A 13,985-nucleotide genomic window follows, 5' to 3' on the forward strand; every position below is an offset into this window, starting at 1 on the left:
GGGCGGGAACCCGTACGGACCCATGTCCCTCGGGCCTACATCTCGCGGTCCCCCGCCTCGTGCGGCACCGTGGAATGACGCGTGGCACACAGGCCACGGCGGAGAGGAGCACCCGCATGTCCGACCACACCTACCGGATCACCGAGATCGTCGGCAGCTCGCACGAGGGCGTCGACGAGGCGATCCGCAACGGCATCTCCCGGGCCTCGCAGACCCTGCGCAACCTCGACTGGTTCGAGGTCACCCAGGTCCGCGGCCAGATCGAGGACGGGCAGATCAAGCACTACCAGGTCGGCCTGAAGGTCGGCTTCCGCCTGGAGGACGCGGACTGACCTCTGCGGAACCCCACCGCCGCGGCAGGAGCGGGAGGGGCGAACCCGTCAGGTCCGCCCCTCCCGCTCCTGCGCCACCTTCAACGCCTCGGACGCGGCTGCCCAGCGCGCCCGTACGACGCTGAAGCCGGCCCGCTCGGCGTCATCGCACACAAGCTCGTCGTCGTCCACGAGCACCCGGATCTCACGGTTCCGGGCCAGCTCGCGGAGGATCTCCAGCTTGGTGCGCCGAGCGGGCCTGCGGTCGTCGTTGCGCCTCATCCGGATGCGGCCCTCGGGCAGGCCCTGGGCCACGAGCCAGGCTTCCGTGTCCTTGCGGCAGCGCTCGGGCCGCCCGGTCAGATAGAGGATCTCGCACTCCCGCGCGTGCTCCAGCGCGAGGGCGACGCCCTCCGCGAGCGGCGGATCGTCCGGCGCCGCCGCGAAGAAGGCCTCCCAGTCGCGCGGCTTGCGCTCCAGGAACTTCTGCCGGTGCGCGGTGTCGGCGAGGGTGCCGTCGAGGTCGAATACGGCGAGGGGCCTGCGTCCGCCGGCACCGCCGCGGGCGTCGGATCCGGGGCGTGGCCTGCTGGTGTTCGTCACTCGGCCCACCCTAGAGTCCGGTGCGGCGGCAGCGCCCCGATAGGGGCGCGGGGAACTGCGCGACCAGCCACGACGCGCCCGCAGACGACGTGCCGGACTGCCATCGGACTACTACCGGAGCACCTAGGACATGGACCGCCCGGTCTCCACCTGCTGCTTCTTCGAGGCCCGCAGGCTGGTGAAGGTCGTCACCGCGAGTACCAGAACGATGAAGCCGAGCGAGAACGGAATGCTGATCTCCGGGACGTGCACCCCCGACTCGTGCAGGGCGTGCAGCACCAGCTTGACGCCGATGAACCCGAGGATGATCGAGAGCCCGTACGAGAGATGGACGAGCCTCTTGAGCAGGCCGCCGATCAGGAAGTACAGCTGCCGCAGGCCCATCAGTGCGAAGGCGTTCGCGGTGAAGACGATGTACGGCTCCTCGGTGAGGCCGTAGATGGCCGGGATGGAGTCCAGGGCGAACAGGACGTCCGTGGAGCCGATCGCCAGCATGACCACCATCATCGGGGTCATCACCCGCTTGCCGTTCTGCTCGACCCACAGCTTGGTGCCGTGGTAGCGGTCGGCCACACCGAAGCGCCGCTCGACCGCCTTGAGCAGCTTGTTCTCCTCGTACTCCTCGTCCCCGTGGCCCTTGCGGGCGTCCTGGACCAGCTTCCACGCGGTCCAGATCAGGAACGCGCCGAAGATGTAGAAGACCCAGGAGAACGTCGAGATGATCGCGGCACCGGCGGCGATGAAGATCGTGCGCAGCACCAGGGCCACCAGCACGCCGACCATCAGCACCCGCTGCTGGTACTGGGCCGGCACCGAGAACTTCGCCATGATCAGGACGAAGACGAAGAGGTTGTCGACGCTGAGCGACTTCTCCGTGATGTAGCCGGCGAAGAACTCGCCCGCCGGCCCGCCTCCGTGGACCACCAGCAGTCCGATTCCGAACGCCACCGCGAGGGCGACCCAGACCGCGCTCCAGATGCCGGCCTCCTTGAGGGAGACCTCATGGGGTTTGCGGCCGATGAAGAAGTCGACGGCGATGAGCCCGCAGAGCACTGCGACAGACAGCGCCCACACGCCAAGGGAGACGTTCACTGTTCCTCCGGGGACCGATGGTGCGAACTGACAGCGTTGTTAGGCATCAGAAACAAAACCACCCCCAGAAGGTAAACAAACGCCTACGTGGAGGCATACGCACCGCACTGTGTCGGCGCAGCCGGCGTTCAGGACGCGGTGGCCTCGCGCCACAGGCTCCACGCGAGTCCGAGGCCGGCGAGGGCGATCGCTATCCGGAGCGGGGCCTCGGGCAGGCGTCGTACGACCGCAGGTCCCATCCATGCGCCCACGAAGCAGCCCAGACCGAGTGTGAGGGCCGCGCTCCAGTCGACCGGGGCGAGGAACGCGTAGGCGACGGCGGCGGTGACGTTGGCCGCGCCGGTGGCGATGTTCTTGACGGCGTTGGTCACCCGCAGGGGCTCCGTCGCGGACAACGAGAGGACGGCCAGCATGAGGACGCCTGCCGCGGCGCCGAAGTAGCCGCCGTACAGGCCGACCAGGAGGACGGCACAGGCCAGTGGGAGCTTCGGCAGGGAGCCCTGATCCGGACTGAATCTCGCGGTCAGCCGGCGCAGGGGTTCGCGGGCCAGGATCAGGACCGAGCCGAGGGCTATGAGCCACGGTACGACCAGTTCGAACGTCGAGGACGGGGTGCCGAGGAGGAGGGCCGCCCCTATCGCGCCACCCAGGGCCGCCGTGATGGCCAGGGGGACGAGTCGGGCGCGCTGACCTCGGAGTTCCTCGCGGGAGCCGACCGCGGATCCGACTGTGTTTGAGAAGAGGGCGACTGTGTTGGTGACATTGGCTGCCACCGGGGGGAGGCCTGCGGCCAGGAGTGCGGGGTAGCTGAACAGGGAGGCCAGGCCGGCTATCGATCCGGCCAGTCCGGAGGCTATGCCTGCGGCCAGGAGGAGGAGTGCGGCGCCGGGGGTTGGCTGGCCGGCGATCAGCGCTTGCACGTTGGCCTCTTGTCTTCACGGGTGCGGGGGCGTTCTGGCGCGCCAGGGGTTTGTGTTGACGCTGGCGTTGGCGTTGACGCTGACGTTCCATATTAGAGACGCCGTCTGCATATACAGACGGTGGGTGTCTCTTCGCGTTGGCATCCCGTGAGGCTCATGGCTTTTTTCGCCCCCGCCGCCCCTACCCATTCCCGTCCCTTATCTGGGGGCTCCTCCCCCAGGCCTACGCATCGCGCTGCCGCGCTTGTCCTCAAGCGCCGGACGGGCTGGGTAGGTGGGGCTGCCGAGGGTGGGCGGGTTGACCGTGGGTGGGTGGGGAATCGGCCTGGCGCCCTCGTCCGCAAACGCCGGACGGGCTGGATGGGCGGGCGCTGCCGAGGGTGGGCGGGTTGACCGTGGGTCGGTGGGAAATCGGCCTGGCGCCCTCGTCCTCGAACGCCGGACGGGCTGGATGGGCGGGCGCTGCCGAGGGTGGGCGGGTTGACCGTGGGTCGGTGGGGAATCGGCCTGGCGCCCTCGTCCTCGAACGCCGGACGGGCTGGATGATGCGGACCGGGCTGGGAGGGCGCGTTTTTCAGGGGCGCGGGGAACTGCGCGACCAGCCACACACCACCCGCACCCGACACCGGACGAGCAACCCTTCACATCAGCCTCTCCGGCGTGGCGACGCGAGGCAGGTGGTCTCGCCTCAGCCCGCGAACTCCGCCAGTGGTACCCCCGGTGGCATGTTGTAGGGCGTGACCACCTGGATCGCCGAGGGGAGGAAGGGGCCCTCGTCCGGGAGGGCATTGTGGGCACGCATGATGGTCTGGCAGGCGCGGCGCATGTCCTGGCGCAGGTCGTGGTGAAGGACGGCGGAGAGGCGGCGGTCGCGCAGGAAGCGGGTGTTGTCGTGGTCCAGGTCGTGGGCGATGAAGACCGCGCACTCCCGTCCGAGGGTGTCGAACGCGTCGAGGGTCGCGGCGTTGCCGCCGCCGGCGGAGTAGACGGCGATGACGTCCTCGTCCCGCTTGAGGGCCTCCAGGACGAGGTCCCGCTGGGTGGCGTCGAGGCCGTCGCTGTCGGTGACCTCCACCAGGGAACGCCCGGGCTGCGCGATCCGCATCGCGCTGCGGAAGCCCATCTCTCGCTCCTCCTCACCGCGGAAGGAGCCCCGGCTGATCGTGGCGAGCACGTTGCCCGGCCGGTCGCCGAGCCACTGCCCGATGAGGTAGGCGGCGGTGGCGCCCGCGGCCCGGTTGTCGATTCCCACGTACGCCATGCGCGCGCTGCTGGGCAGGTCGCTGACCAGTGTGACGACGGGGATGCCGGTCGCGACCAGACGGCTGACGGCCGCTCCGATCTCCGGCAGGTCGGGGGCCTTGAGGATCACGCCCTGCGAACCGCGTTTCGCGATCTTGTCCATGGTGGCGATCAGGTCCGAGGCGGGGCAGGCCTCCCGGAAGTGGAAGCGCGATCGCACCACGGTGGGGTGCAGGGACGGCAGTTCGGCTTCCAGGGCGTCCCGTACCGCGGTGGAGAACCGCTCCGGTGTCTGCATCACGATGTCGATCATGAACGTGCGTCCGCCGATGCGTACCTGGGTGCGCTGACGGTCCAGATCCTTGATCGCCTGGCGGACCTCCATGACGGTGCTCTCCCGTACGCCGCCCCGGTCGTTGAGGACCCGGTCGACCGTGGCCTCGCTCAGACCGGCCTGACGGGCGATCTCTCTGATCGGATACGGATGTCGCATGGCGGTCCCCGAAAGCTGAATGATGGACTTTTGATGGGTCTCTGCGGATTGAATGACGGGCTCTGGTTCACAAGACTGGCAGAAAAGCACGCATGGCGAAAGGATCCGGGATGTCCCCCAAGGAGGCGGGAGCACCGACTTGGCTGAGCGAGGACGACTGCGATCTCGACGCGTTCCGCTCGCTGGTCGAGCAGAGCACCGAGCCGCAGGCGTATCCCACGGCCGAGCGGATCGAGCAGAACGTCCTGGTCTACATCAGTGATCGGATCCGCGAGCTCGCGGTCACCCCGCAGGGGCGCCGGGAGGTGCAGGCCGAGCTGGTGCGGGCCCTGCTGGACGGGCCCGGAGTCGTGGTCCTCAAGGGCGCGTTCACGGACCCGGCCGTCGTGGACGCGGCCTCCGGTGCCTTCAACTCGCTGATCGAGGAGGAACGTTCGAGCGGCACGGCCCGCGGTGACCACTTCGCCAGGCCCGGCGCCAACGACCGGGTGTGGAACGCCCTGGACAAGGTGGCCGTGCGGGCGCCGGAGGTGTTCGCGGACTACTACGCCAACGACATGCTGGCCCTGGCCTCCGAGGCCTGGCTCGGCCCCGCCTACCAGGTGACCTCGCAGATCAACGTGGTCAACCCGGGCGGCGCCGCGCAGAGGGTGCACCGCGACTACCACCTGGGCTTCCTGAGCAACGACGTCGCCGCCGCGTACCCCGCGCACGTCCACCGTCTCTCCCCCGTACTGACGCTCCAGGGCGCGGTCGCGCACTGCGACATGCCGGTCGAGTCCGGGCCGACGCTGTACCTGCCGCACTCGCAGAAGTACGAGCCCGGCTATCTGGCCTGGCGGCACCCGGAGTTCATCGCGTACTTCGAGGAGCATCACGTCCAGCTCCCGCTGGAGAAGGGGGACGCGGTGTTCTTCAACCCCGCGCTCTTCCACGCCGCCGGACACAACCGCTCGGCGGACATCAAGCGCATGGCCAACCTGCTGCAGATCTCCTCCGCCTTCGGCCGCGCCATGGAGTCCGTGGACCGGGAGGCCATGGCTGTGGCCCTGTTCCCGGTGCTGCTGCGCCGCAAGGAGGAGGGCGCCCCGGAGAGCTGGCTGCGCCGCGTGGTCGCCGCCACCGCCGAGGGCTACCCCTTCCCCACCAACCTGGACCTCGACCCGCCGGTCGACGGTCTCGCTCCGCCCTCCCAGGCGGACACCCTCTGGCAGGCAGTCGCCGAAGGCTGGGCCCCGGCCCGGCTCCGCCAGGAACTACAGGCGGGCGCCAAGCGCCGCCGGAGCTGAAGGAGAACAACGCACTCATGGGACTGCTTGAGGACAAGGTCGTCCTCGTCAACGGCGGCAGCCAGGGCGTCGGCGCGGGAATCGTCCGGGCTGCCGTGCGCGAAGGCGCGACCGTCGTCTTCACCGGACGCCGGGCCGACGTCGGCGAGAAACTCGCCGCTGACACCGGCGCCCGCTTCGTACGCGCGGACCTGTCGGACGCCGCTCAGGCCCGGGACAGCGTCGTACAGACGGTGGACACACACGGACGCGTCGACTGCCTGGTCAACGCGGCGGGGCTGACGTCACGCGGTTCGCTCCTGGACACCACGCCGGAGTTGTTCGACGCGCACATCGCCATCAATCTGCGGGCGCCGTTCTTCGCGATGCAGGCGGCGGTGGCGGACATGGTGGCGCGCAAGGCCCCCGGCACCGTGGTCAACGTAATCTCCAGCGCCGAGCACGGCGGCCAGCCCTTCCTCGCCCCGTACGTCGCGGCGAAGGCCGGGCTCGCGGGACTGACCCGCAACGCGGCCCACGCACACCGCTGGGACCGCGTCCGTATCAACGGCCTCAACATCGGCTGGACCGACACCGAGGGCGAGGACGCCACCCAGCGTGCCTTCCACGGTGCGGGCGACGACTGGCTGGAGCAGGCCGCCGCGTCCCAGCCGATGGGCAAGATCGGGCAGGTCGACGAGATCGCCGATTTCGTCGTCTTCCTGCTCTCCGACCGCAGCGGTGTGGTGACCGGCTCGGTCATCGACTGGGACCAGATCGTCTTCGGCGGACTCGACTGAACCGCCCCCTGGGCTGAAGGAGCACGATTCTCATGCGTATTGGCATCATGGGGCTGGGCCGGATCGGCGCGTTCCACGCGGAAACCCTGGCAGGACTCGAGGCGGTGGACTCGCTGGTGGTCACCGATCCGGTGGCCGCGGCCGCCTCCTCCGCCGCGGAGCGGTTCGGAGCCACGGCGGTGGACTCCCCCGACGCGGTGCTGGCCGCCGGTGTGGACGGAGTGGTGATCGCCGCCGCGACCGACGCGCACCCCGAACTCATTCTCGCCGCCGTCAAGGCGGGTATCCCGGTCTTCTGCGAGAAGCCCGTGGCCCGCGGCGTCGAGGAGAGCCTCGACGTACTGCGTGCGGTGGAGAACGGCGGGGTCGAGGTGCACATCGGCTACAACCGCCGCTTCGACGCCGGCTGTGTCGCCGCGCGCCAGGCCGTGGTGAACGGCGAACTCGGACTGCTGCACACCGTACGGTCCACCACCCTGGACCCCACCCCGCCGCCCGCCGCGTACGTGGCCGTCTCCGGTGGCATCTTCCGCGACTGCAGCGTGCACGACTTCGACATCGTGCGCTGGGTCACCGGCCGCGAGGTCGTCGAGGTGTACGCGACCGGCGGCAACCGGGGCGCCGACTACATCGCGGCGGCCGGCGACGTCGACACCTCCTCCGCGCTGCTCACCTTCGACGACGGCACGATCGGCGTCATCTCCAACTCCCGGCACAACGCCCGCGGTTACGACGTCCGCCTGGAGGTGCACGGCATGAAGGACAGCATCGCCGTGGGCCTGGAGGACAAGCTGCCGCTGCGGTCCGTCGAGCCGGGGGTCACCTTCCCCGCCGGCCCCCCGCACCACTTCTTCATGGACCGCTTCGCCGACGCCTACCGCGCCGAACTCACCGCGTTCACCGAGGTCGTGGCGGGCTCCCGTCCCTCCCCCTGCACCGTGGCCGACGCCCTCGAAGCGAGCTGGATCGCCGAGGCATGCACGCTGTCGCTGCACGAGCACCGGCCCGTACGACTGGAAGAGGTGCGCAAGGCATGACGGAGGAACCACTACGGATCGGCGTTCTCGGCGCCGCCCGGATCGCCGAGCTCTCGATCGTCGGCCCGGCCCGTGTGACCGGCCACCGCCTCGTCGCGGTGGCCGCCCGCGACCGGTCCCGCGCCGAGGAGTTCGCCTCCGAGCACGATGTCGAACGGGTCCTGGACTCGTACGCCGACGTGATCGCCGACCCCGAGGTCGAGGTCGTCTACAACCCCCTCGCCAACGGTCTGCACGGGCCCTGGAACCTCGCCGCCCTCGCCGCGGACAAGCACGTGCTCACCGAGAAGCCCTCCGCGAGCAGCGCGGAGGAGGCCATCAAGGTCCGGGATGCCGTCGCGAAGGCGGGCACGGCCTTCATGGAGGGCTTCCACTACCTGTTCCACCCGGTCACCCGGCGCCTGCACGAGCTGCTGGACAGCGGGGAACTGGGCGAACTCCGGCATGTGGAAACCACGATGGTCATGCCGGCGCCCGAGGACACCGACGTGCGCTGGTCGTTTCCGCTGGCGGGCGGCGCGCTCATGGACCTGGGCTGCTACAGCCTGCATGCCCAGCGGGTGCTCGCCCCCTGGGCGGGCGGCGCACCGCGGCTCGTCGCGGCGAGCGGCGGCGAGCGTCCGGGCGCGCCCGGAGTGGACGAGTGGCTGGACGCGGACCTGGAGTTCCCGGGTGGGGCCACCGGTACCGCCCGCTGCCACATGGCCCACCACGAGCTGCAGTTCAGCTACCGGATCGTGGGTTCACTCGGCGAGGCCACGGCGGTGAACTTCGTCCAGCCGCACGTGGACGACCGGGTCCTGGTCCGCACGGCCACGGGCGAGCGCACCGAGATGCTCGGCCGCCGGTCCTCGTACACCTACCAGCTCGAATCGTTCGCGGCCCATCTGCGCCGGGGCACGCCCCTGCGCCTGGACGCCGACGACGCGCTCGCCACCATGCGGCTCATCGACGACTGCTACCAGGGGGCCGGGTTCCCGCCCCGCCCGCGAACGGTCCTTCCGGCCGGGGTCTGAGGACACGTCCGACCACGGTCGGAGAGCGACGGGAAAGGGTGGTGCCGCTCCGGCACCACCCTCTCCGGCTTTGCCGGGAGCCGCGGAAGAAATCGGCGGAATGACTGTTGACACAACAGAGCACAGTTCTTCCAGCGGAGAGACCATGGTGAACGAGCAGGATCACGAAGCCCGACGGGACCCGGCCCCGGGCTCCCGCCTCGGAGGGACACGGTTCTCCGTCCTCGACCGCTCGCGCACCCGGGAGGGCCACGACGCCCCCGAGGCGCTGCGCGACACCGTCCGGCTTGCGCGGGACCTGGAGGAGCTCGGGTACCACCGGATCTGGGTCTCGGAGCACCACGGCGTGCCGGGCGTCGCCGGTTCCGCGCCGACCGTCCTTGCCGCCGCGGTCGCCGCCGCGACCAGCTCGATCCGGGTGGGCACGGGCGGGGTGATGCTGCCCAACCACCAGCCCCTGGTGGTGGCCGAGCAGTTCGGCGTCCTGGAGTCCCTCTTCCCCGGCCGCATCGACATGGGCCTCGGCCGTTCCGTCGGGTTCACGGACGGCGTACGGAGGGCGCTCGGCCGGGACAAGGACGTTGCCGACGACTTCGCGGCCCAGCTGGACGAACTGCTCGGCTGGTTCCGCGGCACGTCCCCGACCGGTGTGCACGCCCGTCCCGCCGAAGGCCTGACCGTGCCGCCGTTCGTGCTGGCCATGGGCGAGGGCGCGACCATCGCCGCCCGGGCCGGCCTCCCCATGGTGATCGGCGACCTCAGGAACCGCGACAAGATGCGCCGCGGCATCGACCACTACCGCGAGACGTTCCGGCCTTCCGCCTGGGCGCCGGAACCGTACGTGGTCATCTCCGGCACGGTCGCCGTCGCTGCGACCCCGGAGGAGGCTCGGCGCCTGCTCGTCCCGGAAGCCTGGTCGATGGCGTACTCGCGCACGCACGGCACGTTTCCGCCACTCCCGCCTGCCGAGCGCGTCGAGTCGCTGACGATGACGGGGAGGGAGCGCGGCTTCTACGAATCCGGGCTCTCCGGCCAGGTCGTCGGGACGGAGGAGCAGGTCGCTCACGAGCTGGAGACGGTGATCAAGGAGACCGCGGCGGATGAAGTGCTGGTTACGACCAGCACGTATGACCGGGAGGCGCTGGTGGACTCGTACCGGCGGTTGGCCGGGGTTGTGGGGCTGGGCCCCGCCTGAGTGATCCGCTCAGGTCATTTGTTGGCTGCGGGCCGTTTGTGGCTGGTCGCGCAGTTCCCCGCGCCCCTGTGGGGCGCGCCGTGCCGCACCGTGCATCATCGGTCCTGCCTCGCCCGTCGTATCTCAGGAGTCACCCCATGCACAGCCCCCACGACCCGTACGTCCGTGTGCGTGGTGCCCGTGAGCACAATCTCAAGGGGGTCGATGTCGATGTTCCTCGGGATGTGCTGGCGGTCTTCACGGGGGTGTCCGGGTCCGGGAAGTCGTCGCTGGCCTTCGGGACGATCTACGCGGAGGCGCAGCGGCGGTACTTCGAGTCGGTGGCCCCGTACGCGCGGCGGCTGATCCATCAGGTGGGGGCACCGAAGGTCGGGGACATCAGCGGGCTGCCGCCGGCGGTGTCGTTGCAGCAGCGACGGTCGACGCCCACCTCGCGCTCGTCGGTGGGTACGGTCACCAATCTCTCCAACTCGCTTCGGATGCTGTTCTCGCGCGCGGGCGACTATCCGCCGGGGGCCGAGCGTCTCGACTCGGACGCCTTCTCGTCGAACACGGCCGCCGGGGCCTGTCCCGAGTGTCATGGGCTCGGTCGGGTGCACCGTACGACCGAGGAGTCGCTGGTCCCCGACCCGTCGCTGTCGATCCGCGAGGGTGCGATCGCCGCGTGGCCGGGCGCCTGGCAGGGCAAGAACCTGCGCGATGTCCTCGACGCGCTGGGGTACGACGTGGACCGGCCGTGGCGCGAGTTGCCCGCCGAGCAGCGCGAGTGGATCCTGTTCACGGACGAGCAGCCGGTCGTGACCGTGCATCCGGTGCGGGACGCCGAGCGGATCCAACGCCCGTACCAGGGCACGTACATGAGCGCTCGGCGCTATGTCATGAAGACCTTCTCGGACTCGAAGAGTCAGACGTTGCGGGCCAAAGCCGAGCGGTTTCTGGAGGCCGCGCCCTGTCCGGTGTGCGGCGGGAGCCGGCTGCGGCCCGAGGCGCTCGCGGTGACGTTCGCGGGCCGGACCATCGCGGAGCTGGCCGCGCTGCCGCTCGTCGAACTGGCCGCCTCCCTTACCGGACATGGCGATTCGGAGACCTCCCGCGTCCTCACCGAGGATCTGCTCGCACGTATCGACCCCGTCACCGAACTGGGCCTCGGCTATCTCAGCCTCGACCGCGCCACCCCCACGCTGTCGGCCGGTGAGCTTCAACGGCTGCGCCTGGCCACGCAGTTGCGTTCCGGTCTCTTCGGGGTCGTGTACGTCCTCGACGAGCCGTCCGCCGGACTGCACCCGGCCGACACCGAGGCACTCCTCACCGTCCTCGAACGGCTGAAGGCGGCCGGCAACTCGGTGTTCGTCGTGGAGCACCACCTCGACGTCATGCGCGGCGCCGACTGGCTCGTCGACGTGGGGCCGAGGGCGGGCGAGCACGGAGGAGAGGTGCTGCACAGCGGCCCGGTGGCGGACCTGGAGAGTGTCACGGAGTCCGCGACGGCCCGGTTCCTCTTCGACCGCTCCCCCGCTCCGGTACGTGAAGTCCGGGCACCGCGCGGCCAGTTGAAGGTCGGCCCGGTGACACGGCACAACCTGCGCGGGGTGACCGCCGAGTTCCCGCTCGGCGTGCTCACAGCGGTCACCGGTGTCTCCGGCTCGGGCAAGTCCACGCTCATCGGAGAGATCAGGGAGGACCTTCCGGGTGTGGGGCGGCTGGTCGCTGTCGACCAGAAGCCGATCGGCCGCACACCCCGCTCGAATCTGGCGACGTACACAGGGCTCTTCGACGTCGTGCGGAAGGTCTTCGCGGCCACGGAGGAGGCGCACCGGCGCGGATACGGCGTGGGGCGCTTCTCGTTCAACGTGGCGGGCGGGCGCTGCGAGACCTGTCAGGGTGAGGGGTTCGTCAGCGTCGAACTGCTCTTCCTGCCGAGCACCTACGCCCCGTGCCCGGACTGCGGCGGGGCGCGCTACAACCCCGAGACGCTCGAAGTGACGTACAGGGAACGGAATATCGCGCAGGTGCTGGATCTGACGGTCGAGGCCGCCGCGGAGTTCTTCGCCGACACTCCGGCCGTCGCACGCAGCCTCTCCACGCTCCTCGATGTCGGACTCGGCTATCTGCGGCTCGGCCAGCCGGCGACCGAGCTGTCCGGCGGTGAGGCTCAGCGCATCAAGCTCGCGAGCGAACTCCAGCGCGTACGCCGTGGTCACACGCTGTATCTCCTCGACGAGCCGACAACCGGACTGCACCCGGCCGATGTCGAGGTCCTGATGCGGCAGTTGCACGGTCTGGTCGACGGCGGGCACAGCGTCGTGGTCGTGGAGCACGACATGGCGGTGGTGGCGGGCGCGGACTGGGTGGTCGACCTGGGGCCGGGCGGCGGCGACGCGGGAGGCAGGATCGTGGCGGCGGGGCCTTCGGCGGAGGTCGCACGGGCGGAGTCGAGCACCACGGCTCCGTACCTCGCCCGTGCGCTCGGCACCGGGAGCGCTCAGTCCCAATAGACCTTCCTGAGCTGGGACTTGGCCAGTTTCCCCGTGGGTGTGCGCGGCAGCGCGTCCGTGAAGTCCACGCTGCGGGGCGACTTGTAGTGGGCGATGCGGTCGCGGACGAAGTCGAGGAGTTCACGTTCGAGTTCGTGACCGGGGGCCACGCCGGGGGCGGGCTGGACGACCGCCTTGACCGCCTCACCCATCTCCGCGTCCGGGACGCCGACGACCGCGACGTCGGTGACCTTGGGGTGCAGGGTCAGACAGTCCTCGATCTCCTGGGGGTAGATGTTCACGCCGCCGGAGATGATCGTGAAGGCCCTGCGGTCGGTGAGGAAGAGGTAGCCGTCCTCGTCGACGTGCCCGATGTCCCCGGTGGTCGTCCAGTTGGGGTGCTCGGGGTGCTGCGCCTCACGGGTGCGCGTGTCGTCGTTGTGGTACCTGAACGGGAGTTCCTCGCGCTCGAAGTACACGGTTCCCGTCTCTCCGACGGGCAGCACCTTGCCGTCCTCGCCGCAGATCCGCAGCTCACCGAGGAGGCCGCCGCGGCCCACGGACCCCGGTTTGCGCAGCCATTCCTCGGGGCCGATGAAGGTGATCCCGTTGGCCTCCGTCGCCGCGTAGTACTCGTACAGGACGGAACCCCACCAGGTGATCATCCGCCATTTGACCTCGACGGGGCAGGGCGCAGCGGCGTGGATGGCGACCTTCAGCGACGACACGTCGTACGCCTCCCGCACCTCGCGCGGCAGCTTCAGCATCCGTACGAACATGGTGGGCACCCACTGGCTGTGCGTCACCCGGTGGCGTTCGATCGCCTCCAACGCCCCTTGTGGATCGAAGGTGTTCATGAGGACGATCGTGCCGCCGGTCGCCGTGACGACGTGGCTGAAGCGGAGTGGCGCGGCGTGGTAGAGCGGGGCGGGGCAGAGGTAGACGGTGTCCTCGCCGAAGCCGTACATGGGCTGGAAGAGCAGTTGATACATGGTCATCACCTCGCGGACATCACCCTCGGGGAGCGTCGGCGCGATGCCCTTGGGGCGGCCGGTGGTGCCGGAGGAGTAGAGCATGTCGGCGCCGCGGGGCTGGTGGGCCGGGGGTTCGGGGGAGGCGGCGGCCAGCGCCCGCTCGTACGAGCCGTCGTCGAAGCCCAGGTACGAGGCCTGACCGGGCACCAATTGCCGTATTCGCTCCCCGAGTTCGGTGAGCGGTCCGGAGACGACGAGTGCGCTCGCACCGCAGTCGCGGACGATGTACGCGGCCTCGTCGGTGGTCAGGTGGTGGTTGACGACGGTGAGGTGGAGGCCGGAGCGGACGGCCGCCCAGTAGACCTCCAGGACGCGTGGGTCGTTGTCGGAGAGGAGCGCCAGATGGTCGCCCACGCGCAGTCCGGCGGTCCGCAGGTGGTCCGCGAGGCGCAGGGAGCGCTCTTCGAGCCGGCCGTAGGTGAGGGTCCGGCCGCCGTCCGCGGTGACGACGGCCGGCCTGGCGGGGTCGTACGCTCCGGGATACATGCGGGGACGGTACC

Annotated in this window: 12 protein-coding genes; 7 read left to right on the forward strand and 5 right to left on the reverse strand. The window is 70.1% G+C overall.

Annotation, left to right across the window (positions count from 1 at the left end):
- Positions 1–116 precede the first annotated feature (116 nt).
- Positions 117–332, forward strand: coding sequence for a dodecin (locus QF035_RS08160; RefSeq protein ID WP_269652094.1), 216 nt, complete (start codon positions 117–119; stop codon positions 330–332).
- A gap of 48 nt (positions 333–380) precedes the next feature.
- Here QF035_RS08160 and QF035_RS08165 read toward each other — a convergent pair whose 3' ends face one another.
- The 4 genes from QF035_RS08165 to QF035_RS08180 form a co-directional block, all read right to left on the reverse strand.
- The gene (locus QF035_RS08165; RefSeq protein WP_307519273.1) at positions 381–914 is read right to left on the reverse strand and encodes a phosphatase domain-containing protein; all 534 of its coding nucleotides are present in this window, start codon (positions 912–914) and stop codon (positions 381–383) included.
- A 123-nt stretch (positions 915–1,037) separates the two neighbouring features.
- On the reverse strand, positions 1,038–2,006 hold the full coding sequence (locus tag QF035_RS08170; protein WP_307519274.1) for a TerC family protein: 969 nt from the start codon (positions 2,004–2,006) through the stop codon (positions 1,038–1,040).
- Between the two features lie 128 nt (positions 2,007–2,134).
- Complete coding sequence (locus tag QF035_RS08175) at positions 2,135–2,926, reverse strand: sulfite exporter TauE/SafE family protein (protein ID WP_307519275.1); 792 nt, start codon at positions 2,924–2,926, stop codon at positions 2,135–2,137.
- 688 nt (positions 2,927–3,614) lie between these two features.
- Positions 3,615–4,661, reverse strand: coding sequence for a LacI family DNA-binding transcriptional regulator (locus QF035_RS08180; RefSeq protein ID WP_307519276.1), 1,047 nt, complete (start codon positions 4,659–4,661; stop codon positions 3,615–3,617).
- 110 nt (positions 4,662–4,771) lie between these two features.
- On the opposite strand from QF035_RS08180, the gene QF035_RS08185 reads away from it, so the two are divergent.
- The 6 genes from QF035_RS08185 to QF035_RS08210 all read left to right on the forward strand — a co-directional run bounded on the left by QF035_RS08185 (position 4,772) and on the right by QF035_RS08210 (position 12,472).
- A complete protein-coding gene (locus QF035_RS08185) occupies positions 4,772–5,950 on the forward strand; it encodes a phytanoyl-CoA dioxygenase family protein (RefSeq protein WP_307519277.1) in 1,179 nt (392 codons plus the stop codon).
- Positions 5,951–5,967: 17 nt separating this feature from the next.
- Positions 5,968–6,729, forward strand: a complete 762-nt coding sequence (locus QF035_RS08190) for an SDR family oxidoreductase (protein ID WP_307519279.1) — start codon at positions 5,968–5,970, stop codon at positions 6,727–6,729.
- 32 nt (positions 6,730–6,761) lie between these two features.
- Positions 6,762–7,766, forward strand: coding sequence for a Gfo/Idh/MocA family protein (locus tag QF035_RS08195; RefSeq protein ID WP_307519280.1), 1,005 nt, complete (start codon positions 6,762–6,764; stop codon positions 7,764–7,766).
- Positions 7,763–8,782 carry a Gfo/Idh/MocA family protein gene (locus QF035_RS08200; RefSeq protein WP_307519282.1) on the forward strand — a complete coding sequence of 340 codons (1,020 nt, stop codon included), beginning with the start codon at positions 7,763–7,765 and terminating at the stop codon, positions 8,780–8,782. Before QF035_RS08195 ends, QF035_RS08200 begins: the two co-directional genes overlap by 4 nt.
- 145 nt (positions 8,783–8,927) lie before the next feature.
- Entirely contained in the window at positions 8,928–9,977 is a 1,050-nt protein-coding gene (locus QF035_RS08205; RefSeq protein ID WP_307519283.1) for an LLM class flavin-dependent oxidoreductase, read from the forward strand.
- Between the two features lie 137 nt (positions 9,978–10,114).
- Positions 10,115–12,472 carry an excinuclease ABC subunit UvrA gene (locus QF035_RS08210; RefSeq protein ID WP_307519284.1) on the forward strand — a complete coding sequence of 786 codons (2,358 nt, stop codon included), beginning with the start codon at positions 10,115–10,117 and terminating at the stop codon, positions 12,470–12,472.
- Here the strand turns inward: QF035_RS08210 and QF035_RS08215 are convergent.
- On the reverse strand, positions 12,460–13,971 hold the full coding sequence (locus QF035_RS08215) for an acyl-CoA synthetase (protein ID WP_307519286.1): 1,512 nt from the start codon (positions 13,969–13,971) through the stop codon (positions 12,460–12,462). The two genes, QF035_RS08210 and QF035_RS08215, sit on opposite strands and share 13 nt — an antisense overlap.
- Positions 13,972–13,985: the final 14 nt, after the last annotated feature.

This window comes from Streptomyces umbrinus, assembly GCF_030817415.1.
Classification (GTDB): Bacteria; Actinomycetota; Actinomycetes; order Streptomycetales; family Streptomycetaceae; genus Streptomyces; species Streptomyces umbrinus_A.